The 12,039-nt window shown below is 57.7% G+C and carries 11 protein-coding genes; 5 read left to right on the top strand and 6 right to left on the bottom strand.

The features are described 5' to 3' along the window. Positions 1–216 precede the first annotated feature (216 nt). From trpB to purB, 5 genes are all read right to left on the bottom strand, one after another. The gene (gene trpB, locus ACFCXQ_RS11940) at positions 217–1,434 is read right to left on the bottom strand and encodes a tryptophan synthase subunit beta (RefSeq protein ID WP_379550849.1); all 1,218 of its coding nucleotides are present in this window, start codon (positions 1,432–1,434) and stop codon (positions 217–219) included. Beyond that, positions 1,431–2,063: a phosphoribosylanthranilate isomerase gene (locus ACFCXQ_RS11935; protein WP_379550848.1), complete on the bottom strand. Its 633-nt coding sequence runs from the start codon at positions 2,061–2,063 to the stop codon at positions 1,431–1,433. Before ACFCXQ_RS11935 ends, trpB begins: the two co-directional genes overlap by 4 nt. Positions 2,064–2,075: 12 nt before the next feature. Next, complete coding sequence (gene pyrF, locus ACFCXQ_RS11930) at positions 2,076–2,750, bottom strand: orotidine-5'-phosphate decarboxylase (RefSeq protein WP_379550846.1); 675 nt, start codon at positions 2,748–2,750, stop codon at positions 2,076–2,078. Continuing rightward, a complete protein-coding gene (locus ACFCXQ_RS11925) occupies positions 2,750–3,088 on the bottom strand; it encodes a DUF1049 domain-containing protein (protein ID WP_379550845.1) in 339 nt (112 codons plus the stop codon). The genes pyrF and ACFCXQ_RS11925 overlap by 1 nt, the downstream gene beginning before the upstream one ends. A gap of 115 nt (positions 3,089–3,203) precedes the next feature. Continuing rightward, positions 3,204–4,514 (bottom strand): adenylosuccinate lyase, encoded by a 1,311-nt coding sequence (gene purB / locus ACFCXQ_RS11920; RefSeq protein ID WP_379550844.1) that lies wholly within the window; start codon positions 4,512–4,514, stop codon positions 3,204–3,206. A gap of 156 nt (positions 4,515–4,670) precedes the next feature. On the opposite strand from purB, the gene ACFCXQ_RS11915 reads away from it, so the two are divergent. Next, entirely contained in the window at positions 4,671–6,851 is a 2,181-nt protein-coding gene (locus ACFCXQ_RS11915) for an FAD-dependent oxidoreductase (protein ID WP_379550842.1), read from the top strand. 13 nt (positions 6,852–6,864) lie between these two features. Here the strand turns inward: ACFCXQ_RS11915 and radC are convergent, their stop codons facing one another. Further along, on the bottom strand, positions 6,865–7,611 hold the full coding sequence (radC, locus tag ACFCXQ_RS11910; protein WP_379550840.1) for a RadC family protein: 747 nt from the start codon (positions 7,609–7,611) through the stop codon (positions 6,865–6,867). 78 nt (positions 7,612–7,689) lie between these two features. On the opposite strand from radC, the gene ACFCXQ_RS11905 reads away from it, so the two are divergent. From ACFCXQ_RS11905 to ACFCXQ_RS11890, 4 genes are all read left to right on the top strand, one after another. Next, a complete protein-coding gene (locus ACFCXQ_RS11905) occupies positions 7,690–10,953 on the top strand; it encodes an intermembrane phospholipid transport protein YdbH family protein (RefSeq protein WP_379550838.1) in 3,264 nt (1,087 codons plus the stop codon). Between the two features lie 5 nt (positions 10,954–10,958). Then, positions 10,959–11,132 (top strand): YnbE family lipoprotein, encoded by a 174-nt coding sequence (locus ACFCXQ_RS11900; RefSeq protein ID WP_379550836.1) that lies wholly within the window; start codon positions 10,959–10,961, stop codon positions 11,130–11,132. A 12-nt stretch (positions 11,133–11,144) separates the two neighbouring features. Then, positions 11,145–11,534, top strand: a complete 390-nt coding sequence (locus ACFCXQ_RS11895; RefSeq protein WP_379550834.1) for a YdbL family protein — start codon at positions 11,145–11,147, stop codon at positions 11,532–11,534. Between the two features lie 145 nt (positions 11,535–11,679). Beyond that, the gene (locus ACFCXQ_RS11890; RefSeq protein ID WP_379550832.1) at positions 11,680–12,000 is read left to right on the top strand and encodes an AtpZ/AtpI family protein; all 321 of its coding nucleotides are present in this window, start codon (positions 11,680–11,682) and stop codon (positions 11,998–12,000) included. Positions 12,001–12,039: the final 39 nt, after the last annotated feature.

Raw genomic sequence — 12,039 nt, 5'->3', positions numbered from 1 at the left:
TGCTCTGAGCTGCCCCACCAAATCAGAAAGATTGCGAGGGCAAAAAGGCTGACTGTGAGCAAAAGGAGCTGATTTTTGGTCACCCTCACATCTCCACTCCCAGCTTCCGATATTCGTCATTGCGAGCGCAGCGAAGCAATCCAGTCTGGTGCGAACTGACTCTGGATTGCCACGGCGACTGCGTCGCCTCGCAATGACGGATGCCGGGATGGTTCTTCACATCTCAACCCCAAGCTTTTCCGCCACTGTGAAGATGTCTTTGTCGCCGCGACCGCATAGGTTCATCAGGATGATCTCGTCCTCGCGCATTTCCTTTGCGCGTCTTGCAACCGCCGCAAGCGCGTGTGACGGCTCAAGCGCAGGAATAATTCCCTCGGTCCGGCAGAGGAGCTGGAACCCGTCAAGCGCCTCGTCATCAGTCACGGCGGTATACTCAACACGCCCGCTCTCTTTGAGCCATGCGTGTTCCGGGCCAATTCCGGGATAATCGAGGCCAGCACTGATCGAGTGGCCTTCAGTGATCTGACCGTCTTCGTCCTGCAGCAGATAGGTCTTGTTCCCGTGAAGCACGCCGGGCGCGCCGCCGAGCAGGCTTGCCGCGTGTTCATCGCCATCAAGGCCATGCCCCGCCGCCTCGACTCCCAGCATCTTTACCTCGGGATCATCCAGGAACGGGTGGAACAGGCCCAGCGCGTTCGACCCGCCGCCAATACACGCGATGAGCAGATCGGGCAGGCGACCGACCCGGTCGAGCATTTGCGCGCGCGCCTCACGTCCGATGACGCTCTGGAAATCGCGCACCAACTCCGGGTAGGGATGCGGACCTGCGGCTGTGCCAATGATGTAGAACGTGTCATGGACATTCGCGACCCAGTCGCGCAGTCCTTCATTCATCGCATCCTTCAAAGTCGCGCCGCCGCTGGTGACGGGGACTACTTCTGCGCCAAGCAGCTTCATGCGGAAGACGTTGGGCGATTGCCGCTTCACGTCCTCTGCGCCCATGTAAATCACGCAGGGCAGGCCGAACCGCGCACATACCGTAGCGGTCGCAACTCCGTGCTGGCCCGCGCCGGTTTCCGCGATAATACGCGTCTTGCCCATGCGGATCGCGAGCAGGATCTGCCCGATGCAATTGTTGATCTTATGCGCACCGGTGTGATTGAGCTCGTCGCGCTTGAACCACACCTGCGCACCGCCGAGGGCCTCGGTCAGCCGCTCTGCAAAATAGAGCGGGGATGGGCGGCCCACATAATGTTCCAGCAGGTCGTCGAACTGCGCTTGAAAGGCGGTATCGGCCTGCGCTGCGCGGTATTCCTTTTCCAGATCGAGGATCAGCGGCATCAGCGTCTCGGCGACATAGCGTCCGCCAAATTCGCCGAAGTGGCCGCGCTCATCGGGTTGATTGCGAAATGAGTTGGGGGTTGCGTCTGTCATACTTGCCGCGCCGCCTCGCAGAAGGCCTTGATCAAGTCCACATCTTTCACGCCTGGGGCGCTTTCGATGCCCGAGGATGCGTCAACCAGCGGCGCGCCCGTTTGTGCAATTGCATCGGCGACATTGTCCGGGGTCAGTCCGCCCGCGAGCGCCCAATCCATATAGGGTTCCCACCCACTCAGCAGGTCCCACTGAAACGATGTGCCATTGCCGCCGGGCAGCGCTTTTGCGGGTGCATCGAAGAGCAGCCGGTCACACACGCCGATGAACTTCTTTGAGCGTTCCAGCGTTGCTTTCTCACGCAGCCCAAGCGCGCGCCATGTCTCGCAGCCGACGGTGTCTTTGACGAGCTTCATCCATTCGACTGTCTCGCCGCCATGGAATTGCAGCACATCAGGGCGGATCACGTCAAAAGCGCGCGCAAGTTCTTCTGGCTGAAGCGCGGAGGTGACCAGCACCAATTTCACAGTTTCGGGCACACGAGCACGCAGCTTCGCCGCATCTTCCAAGGGCAAATGGCGCGGGCTCTTCTCAAAATGGACAAAGCCAACATGAGTCGCGCCGGCGTCTACAGCGGCGTCGATGGTTTCGGGCGTGGAAAGCCCGCAGATTTTGATTTGTGTTGTCATTTGGGGAGTTCTTTAAAGTGTTGCCTCAATCGCGCGGGCGGCCAGCGCCGGATCATCGGCTTTGGAAATCGGGCGGCCGATTACGAGCACGCTTGCACCATCATCGCGGGCTTGACGCGGTGTGACAACGCGCTTTTGGTCGCCTGTAGCACTCCCTGCAGGACGCAGGCCGGGTACGACGAAAAAGCCTTTCTTCCATTGCTTGTGTACCGCGCCAACCTCTTGTCCAGAACACACAATGCCATCGAGGCCAGAGGCTTCCGCGAGTTCAGCAAGCCGCATGACCTGATCATGCGGATTGCCCGTAATGCCGGTGCGTTCAAGGTCGCGTTCATCAAGGCTGGTTAGCATAGTGACAGCGACGACCTTGGTATGTTCGCCCGCTGCGGCTTTGGCATCTTCCATCATGGCGCGCCCACCGCTGGCATGGACCGTGATAATCGCAGGTTCCAGCACATGGATTGCCTGCATCGCGCCGGCGACAGTGTTGGGGATGTCGTGCAGTTTGAGATCAAGAAAGATCGGCAGGCCGAGGTGCGCGATTTCATGCACGCCATGATGGCCGTGCGCGCAAAAGAATTCGAGGCCGAGCTTTACCCCGCCAATATGCGCTTTGACCTTCTTCAGAAGGTCCGCCGCGTCATCCAGCTGAGGCAGATCAAGCGCAAGATAGACCGGGTTGCTCATCAGCTCTTGCTGCTCACCGGATCAACCGGATTGGTAGGCTCAGGCGCGGTTGCATTGGCAGGAGGCGGTGCGGGTGGTGCTGGCCGATTGGCAGCATTGGTGCGCGCAGCATTCTCCAGCGCGCCAATCCGCCGATTAAGGCGCCATTTCGTCCCGCGATGGATCATCCATGCCGGTACAAGCCCAAGCAGAAACGAGATGATCACGAGCGCTGGGATCTTAGTCTCAACGATCATATTCTCCCACAGCTTTACCTCAACCGGGGTCCAATTGAATGCGGTGAAGACCAGCAGAACCACCAGGATGAAAACCCAGAATAATGTGCGAATAATCTGCATGGGAAACGACCTCCCGAAATTCCCAATGAAATCTCAATGTACAGCGTAATGCTAGGCTGATGGGATGATGCCGTCCAGCCACTATCGCCAAAGCGTTTTCGCAAGTTCTATCTGGCTAGCCAAATACGCGGGCAAAAATCGTATCGACCTGTTTGAAGTGATATTCGAGATCGAACTTCTCTTCCAGCTCAGCCTCTGACAGAGCGGCGGTTACCTCTTCATCCTGCTTGAGCAGATCAAGCAAAGTGAGCTTACCATCCGATTCCCATACTTTCATCGCATTACGCTGAACCAGCCGGTACGCATCCTCGCGGCTCACGCCTGCTTGGGTGAGCGCCAGTAGCACCCGCTGAGAATGGATTAGCCCGCCCATACGGTCCATATTGGCCTGCATCCGCTCAGGATAGACGAGCAGCTTCTCTACCACTCCGGTCAGGCGCGCGAGCGCAAAGTCCAGCGTAATTGTAGCATCCGGGCCGATGAAACGCTCAACGGAAGAATGGGAGATATCGCGCTCGTGCCACAGCGCGACATTCTCCAGCGCGGGCAAGGCATAAGAGCGAATCATGCGCGCCTGCCCGGTGAGGTTTTCGGTCAGGATAGGGTTGCGCTTATGCGGCATGGCGGACGAACCCTTTTGCCCCGGCGCGAAATACTCCTCGGCTTCCAAGACTTCGGTCCGCTGCAAGTGACGGATTTCAACCGCAAGCCGTTCAATCGAGCCTGCAATAACGGCCAGTACCGAGAAGAACATGGCATGGCGGTCGCGGGGGATCACTTGGGTGGAAACCGGCTCAACAGCGAGGCCAAGCTTGCCCGCGACATGCTCTTCCACGCTCGGATCGATATTTGCAAAGGTGCCCACCGCGCCCGAGATTGCGCAAGTTGCGATTTCTGCACGTGCCGCCACCAGCCTATCCCGGCAGCGGTCAAACTCGGCATAGGCTTGCGCGAGCTTGAGGCCGAAGGTGACTGGCTCCGCGTGAATGCCGTGGCTGCGCCCGATGGTCGGCGTGAATTTGTGCTCCTCGGCGCGCGTCTTGAGCGCCGCAAGCAGTTTGTCGAGGTCAGCGAGCAAAATATCCGATGCCCTTGCCAGCTGTACCGCGAGCGTTGTGTCGAGCACGTCAGAGCTGGTCATGCCCTGATGCATGAAGCGCGCTTCATCGCCGACATTCTCCGCGACCCAAGTGAGGAAGGCGATCACATCATGCTTGGTGACGGCTTCGATGGCATCAATTGCCTCGACATCAACCTTGGGGTCAGTTGCCCACCAATCCCACAGCGCTTTCGCGGCGCTTTCCGGCACAACGCCCAATTCGCCCAGCTTTTCGGTCGCATGCGCCTCAATCTCGAACCAGATGCGATATTTCGCCTCAGGTTCCCAAATGGCTGTCATTTCAGGACGGGCGTAACGAGGGACCATTTTCGAACTCCGTTGAGTATTTGTGCGAGCGGCGGCTATGCTGCAGAGCGCGGCTTGGCAAGGGCGAGGCAGGCATGCTGTCCCCGGATTTGCAAAAGCGGGGCATGTAACCTGCGGCTCTACCAAACGAATAGAGGGCCAAGGAGGAGCTTGTCGATGACGGATCCCACGCACCAACTTCAGGAAGAACGTTTGCCGCCGTTCGTGCGGGTGACGCTACGCAGCTGGGCAAAGCTATATTCTGGTGGTGCGGAGGTTTTCTGGCCGTTCACGGATATCATCGTGCGCTTCTTTGTGGCTCTGCCTTTCTTGCGCTCTGGCATTGTAAAGGTGGCCGATTGGGAAACCGCGGTATTTCTCGCAGCGAACGAGTATCCGGTCAGCTGGATGGCGCCAGAAACTGCGGCCGCAACGGGATTGGCAATTGAGCTGATCGGCCCGCTGCTTTTGCTGGCAGGGTTTTTCACCAGACCTGCTGCGCTTGCAATGGCTGTACTGACGATTGTGGCGCAGGCTGTGTACGTTCCCACGACCACCAACCTGATGCTCATTGCAATGCTGCTTTGGTATGTCGCGCAGGGCCCTGCGAGTTTCTCTCTCGACAGGCTGCTTGCTCCAGGTTTGAAGCAGAGCGCGCTGCCGTTTGCGCGTCAGAGCGTGAAGTTCGGCGAGTTTTTGCGACAGCGCGTCACCCCGCTTGTTATGGCCATCATTCGTGTTTGGTTTGCCCTCGCACTCTTCGCCTATAGCGATCTCTTTGAACCCTCGATCACCCTGGCGACTTGGCTGCCAACGACCGTTTTGACCGGCATGCCGAACTGGCTTGCAATCACCTTTGGCATTCTCATGTTGGTCGGGTTTGCTGCTAGCGTTGTTTCCTACGCTCTGGGGATCCTGATAGGTATCTTCATGATCGTCGGCGTTCATCCCGACGTGACGCTTTACCCAATCTTGCTGCTGGCGATTTATGAATCTCGCGGCGCCGGGCTCATGTCCGTGGACTCCCTTATCGCGCGATGGATGGAGAAGAACATTTTGTTCGACCGCGACTATGCCGATATCCCTGATCATTGGCCGCATATTGTGGTGGTGGGCGCGGGCTTTGGCGGGCTGGCTGCGGCAAATCGGTTGAAGCGCCTCCCCGTCCGCATAACCGTGATCGACAAGCGCAATTATCACCTGTTTCAACCACTCTTGTATCAAATCGCGACAGCAACACTAAACCCGGCGGACATTGCGACACCGATCCGCAGCCTTTTCAAGTCCGATGGTAATGTTCGCGTTATCAAAGGCGAGGTGAGCGCAATTGATACAGAAACCAAGACCGTGACCTTTGGCGGTGCTGATCTGGGCGATCAAAGTGTTGTTTATGACAAGCTCGTGATCGCGACGGGAGCCACTCATAGCTATTTCGGCAAGGATGAATGGGGTGCTTTCGCACCAGGCCTGAAAACGGTCGAAAACGGCGTGGCGGTTCGCGCATCAATTTTGGAGGCCTTTGAGCAAGCAGAAGCGATCAATGATGAAGAGCGAATCAAGCGTCTGCTCACATTCGTCATTGTTGGTGCCGGGCCAACCGGTGTTGAGCTGGCTGGCGCCATTGCTGAGCTTTCAAAATTCAGTGTGGATCGAGAATTTCGCACTGTCGACCCGTCCGAAGCCAAAGTTATTCTCGTTCAGTCGGGTGACCGAATTTTGCCTGCTTTCCCTTCTGAACTTTCAGAAAAAGCTGCCCAATCCCTCGATCAATTGGGAGTTGAAATTCGCACTGGTGGCAGGGTGACTAAAATTGCGCGGGATCATGTGATGATCGGCGATGAAACGCGAATCGAAACCGAAACCGTACTTTGGGCGGCTGGTGTTGCGGCATCTCCTGCTGCCAAATGGCTGAAGGTCGAGTCTGATCGATCAGGTCGAGTTGTCGTGGACGATCATCTTCGCGTGGCGGACCATGAGGATATCTTCGTTATTGGCGATACGGCGGGCAGCAATGCTTGGGACGGCAATCCAGTCCCGGGACTTGCGCCCGCTGCGAAGCAGGCAGGTGTCTATGTTGGCGCATTTGTAGAGGCTGAGTTGCTCGGCAAACCCGAATTGGCCCCTTTTGCTTACAATCATCAAGGCAGTCTCGCGACAATCGGGCGCAAGTCAGCGGTTGCCGACTTCGGGCGCTTCAAATTGTCTGGTGCAATAGCATGGTGGCTCTGGGGCGTGGTTCATGTCGGCTTCCTCACTGGGGCGAGGAACCGCGCAACAGTGATCATCAATTGGATTTGGAGCTTCTTTGCCAATCATTCCGGAATTCGGCTGATCACCAATCGCGGAGATACTGTTTAGAACAATTCTCCGATTAGATTAGGCCCTTGGCGCGTAGCGAGACATGTTGTCCACCCTTACCGATAATCACGTGGTCATGCACGGTCACGCCCAAATGTTGGCCAGCATCGGCAATACGATTGGTGATGGTGATGTCGGCGCGGCTCGGATCAGGATTGCCGCTCGGGTGATTGTGCACGAGGATCAGCGCGGTAGCTCCAATATCGAGCGCCTTGCGAATGACTTCACGCGGGTGGATTGCCGCCTCATCAATCGAGCCCTCGCTGGCGATGTGATCGAGGATCAGGGTGTTGCGCGTGTTAAGGTAAAGCACGCGGACCCGTTCATGATTAAGCTCGCCCATATCGAGAGTGAGGTAGTCGATCAGCGATTGCCAGCTTGACAGCACAGGCTTGTCCTGAACCGCGCCCTTCGCCATGCGCCGCGCGGCGAGGCTCACGCTTTTGAGCGCAGCGGCTCCGGCATCTCCCATGCCCTTGACCTGCGCGAGAGAAGCGGGATCTGCATTGAGCACAGCCGCAAAAGAGCCAAACCGCTTGATCAAGGCTTTGGCGATAGGCTTAGTGTCACCGCGCCTTATGCCCGCAAACAGCAGAAATTCGAGCAGCTCGTAATCTGCAAGAGCATCAGGCCCGCCGTTGAGCAGCCTTTCCCGCAGCCGTGAACGGTGGCCGGCGCCAGCTTGTTTCTTGGCCTGCGCTTTTTGCGACCTACCACTTTCAGAGCCCGTCTCGAACAGATTATCTTCAGCTTCAGGCAAGCAAGCCCCCCGCAGCAAACACATTTCACGAGTAGCCGCATTGCCTTTCGCGAGGCTTGGGCGCAAGTGTTGGGTGGGATGAACGGGTCGAGCGATCACACAGAGGACGATGCGCCAGAGGTGCTTGGCGGTGCCGGCTGGAAGCGTAAGCGCGTCATCTTTTCTGGCGTGGCTATTGCGTTGATCGCGCTGATGTTCCTGACCGCATGGATGTCTCGGGAACAATTTGCCAAGGATTTCATCTCCGAGCAGCTCGCGCAATATGATCTTCCGGCAACCTACGAGATCGAGAGTATTGGCAGCCGCGAACAGATTTTCACCGATGTTGTGGTGGGTGATCCTGCCGCACCCGATTTCACCGCGGACAGGATCAAGGCGGAGATCGAATATCGCTTTGGCGCACCCACGATTGGTACAATCGAAATAAGCGGCGCCCGGCTTTATGGGAGCTACAAAGATCAGGTCTTGAGCTTTGGGGCGCTTGATGCGGTTTTGTTTGAGGGCGAGACTACCGAGCTTGCGCTTCCTGAGCTCGATTTGAACATCGTTGATGGCCGGGCCTTGCTGGAAACTGAGTACGGACCTGTTGGTCTAAAGATCGACGGAAATGGTGATCTCGCAGATGGTTTCTCTGGGACATTTGCTGCGACCGCGCCCAAGCTCGCGGTACAAGGCTGTGAGGCCGAGGATACGACCCTTTTTGGCGAGATTACCACCAGCAACGGCGCGCCGAAATTGATTGGCCCGCTCAGAGCGGCGTCTATATCCTGCGCTGAGCAAGGTGTCCGCGTTGGCGATTTGGCCGCGCAAATAGAGGCTTCTTCTGACGCTACATTCGCGCAGTTTGCTCTTGAGACTGATTTCACAACGAGCCGGTTAAATGGCCGATCGGCTGGGTTTGCGGCAAGTGCTGAGGGCGCAGAAGGCGTTGTGCGCGGTGCCTTCGCAAGCGATCGGCTGACGATTGATCATGATGTGCGCTTGCTTGGCTTTGCGCACGATTACGTCAATGCAGACGAAATGCGTTTCGACGGTGCCTTTCGTTCCAGCACGGACCTCCGCAATTTTGATGTCCGCGGCGACTTGAGCGCGGAAGGAGCCAATCTCTCGGCGAGTGCGATGCCTGCGGTTGGCTCTGCGAATTCGGGCAGCTCTGATGCCTTCATCGCCCCGCTGATGCGCAAGTTCACTAGAGCCGTGAAGGCACAACTCCGCGACGCCTCGTTTGAAGCCCCAGTCATTGCGCGCATGGCCGATGGAGCACTGACGCTGGCGATTCCTTCGGCGCGGGTTAGGAATGCACGCGGGCAGCCCCTCATTTCCGCGTCCCAAATCGAATATCAGTCCAGCGCTGATGGCCTGCCGCGCTTCGCGGGCAATATTGTTACCAATGGCGATGAGCTCCCGCGCATTTCGGGGCGAATGGAGACGAGCAGTGCAGGGCTGCCAGTCTTCCGAATGCGCATGGCGCCTTATTCGGCTGGAAACTCGACTGCGGCGCTGCCTGAAATGCAAATCACACAGCAACGCGGTGGCGCAATGACTATCGACGGGGCAGTCCGTGTATCCGGCACTATGTATGATGTCGCGTTCACTGATGCTCAGCTTCCCGTGACGGGACTATTGGAGCGCAGCGGCGCGCTCAGCCTCGGCAACTCTTGTGCGCGCGTTAAAGCTGGGCAGGTCAGCGGATATGGGGCGAGCTTCGCGCAGCCAGCGGTGACCCTATGCCCCGGCGCGGGCGGCGCGATTGCACGGATGAGCGACGGCGATGTGCAAATCTCTGCGGTTATTCCTGAATTTGCATTGCTTGGCGCTTATGAGGACGCGCCTCTCCGCATTGCCAGTGCTGGCGGACGCTTCAACTCCGCTAGCGGGGGTACTCTGGAAGGGGTTTCGCTTTCATATGGCGGTGCCGAAGATGAAAACCAGGTTTCGCTGGAACGGTTGGAGCTTGGTGGCGGGGCAAATGACAATGGCTCATTTACAGGATTAGCGCTGATTTCTGGCGATTTGCCGATCAGCATTTCGGAAGGCAGCGGCACATGGGGCCTCACCGAGGACGGGGCGCAGATCACCAGCGCTGTCGCGACGATCGCCGATAAACAGGACTTCGCGCGCTTTAATCCGATCTTCGTCAATGTCGCCAGTGTCGATTGGGCGAGGCAGCAGATCACGGGCATCGGTTCAGTACACAGCGCCAAGAACGGAGCACGTTTGGCCGAGTTTGATATGCTTCATAGGCTGGATAGCGCTGCTGGGTCCGCGCGCATTACAGTTCCGGGCCTGACCTTTAACGAAGGGCTGCAGCCGGTCGATTTGAGCGAGCTTGCAAGGGGCGTGATCGCGCTTGCTGATGGCACGGTGACGGGGCAGGGGCGCATCGAGTGGAACGAGCAAGGCGTTGCTTCTTCAGGCCAACTTTCCACACAAGGCTTTGACTTTGCAGCCGCCTTTGGGCCGGTCCAAGGCGTGAGCGGCACGATCAACTTCACCGATCTGATCAACCTCACCACCGCGCCGTCGCAATCGCTCAGCATTGCCGCGATCAATCCCGGAGTGGAAGTGATGGATGGCGAGATGACGTTCTCGCTCACAAATGGCCAATTGGTTCAAGTCGAGGGCGGGCGCTGGCCCTTTATGGGTGGCGAATTGATCCTGCGCCCCACGCGCCTCGATTTCGCGGTGGAAGAGGATCGCAGCTACGTCTTCGAGATTGTCGGGCTCGATGCGGCAAGCTTTGTCCAGACGCTGGAGCTGAGCAATCTCAGCGCAACCGGCACTTTCGATGGCACTTTGCCGATTGTGTTCGATACCGATGGCAACGGACAAATCATTCAAGGCTTGCTGATATCGCGTCAGCCAGGCGGCAACGTCTCCTATGTCGGCGACCTGACCTATACCGACGTTGGTGCGATGGCGAATTTCGCGTTCAATGCACTGCGGAGCCTGAATTACACGCAAATGACCGTGGGTATGGAGGGGCCCCTGACCGGCGAAATCGTTACGCGAGTCCGCTTTGACGGCGTGAGCCAAGGTGATGATGCGAGCCGCAATCTGGTGACACGTCAGCTCGCCAAGCTGCCCCTGCAATTCCGAGTGAACGTGCGCGCGCAGTTTTATCAACTGCTGACCTCCATGAAATCGCTCTACGACCCGGCCTCGGTGCGCGACCCGCGTGAGCTGGGCTTGTTGGGGAGCGATGGTGTCCGCTTCAGGCGGCTTGAGGATATTGAGCGGGAAAACCAGTCCCAAGAAACGCAGTCACAAGAATTAGGGCCGGAAGATGAACAACCGGCTACATCTGTTATTCAGGACCAGGAAAGCGAGAATAGGCCATGAAGGCGATGAGATTAGCAGGAGTGGCCTGCGCCACGGTCGCATTGGGCGGGTGCATAACGGTAAATGCCCCGGAAGAGGCGATTGTGATCGAGCTGAATGTAAACATACGTCAGGAAGTGATTTATCGGCTTGCCGAAGATGCCAATGACGCGATTGAAGATAATGCAGATATCTTCTGAGAGGGTAGGGTTATGAAATTTCTCACTAAAACAGTGATGACCGGTGCGGTTTTCGCCGCTGCGATTGTTGGCGTGACTGCGCCAGCCTCCGCGCAGCGTGATCCAGCCTATGCCGCAGCGCGCTCATCTGGGCAGGTTGGCGAGAAGATGGACGGCTATCTGGGCGTTGTCGGCTCGGCGAGCGCCGCGGTTCAGCGGATTGTCGATGATATCAACATCAAACGCCGCGCAGTCTATGCGCAGCGCGCGCAGTCAAATGGTGCGACGCTAGAAGAATACGCCTTCACATCGGGCTGCCTGGCTATTGCAAAAACTGCACAGGGTGAGAAATATCAAGCACCAGATGGCACTTGGCAAACGCGCGGATCGGGCGCGCCCCTGAGGGACAGCCGCTGTCCATAAGCCTGCGCAGCATTTGAGCGGGGAATTCTCCCCTCTGAACGCGTTGTCACATGTTGACTCGAATTGGGCCTCCTTCTAAGGGGTGCGCGCCCTCGGCGGGCAAGTCTGTGCCCGTGTCGTGCGTCCCCTTATAAAGGATCACAACATGAGCGACGATAAGCCCGCACGGGAACCCATCGCTGAGGATGCGCGCATCGACGCGCTCGAAGAACGGCTTAAGGCTGCTCAAGAGCGCGAAGAAGAACGCAACCAGCCGCAAATGACCGGGTCTGATGCGAATTATCGCAGCGGAAACCGGGTATTGGCGGATCTGCTTGGTGGGATCTTAGGTGGTACGGTAATTGGCTGGACCGTTGATTGGTTCGCTGGCACCACGCCATGGGGTCTGTTGATCGGCCTATTCCTCGGAATAGTGGTCGCCTTCAGGAACATTATTCGTGCGGCGAACGTGCAACCCGACGAATAACTCGCTATAAGAGCGGGTTAGGGGCGCAAGTTCAAATCG

This window comes from Qipengyuania rhodophyticola (assembly GCF_042493225.1).
In the GTDB taxonomy this organism is placed as follows: domain Bacteria; phylum Pseudomonadota; class Alphaproteobacteria; order Sphingomonadales; family Sphingomonadaceae; genus Erythrobacter.
The sequence above is the reverse complement of the archived record's forward strand: the minus strand, read 5'-3'. Positions and strand labels throughout refer to the sequence as shown.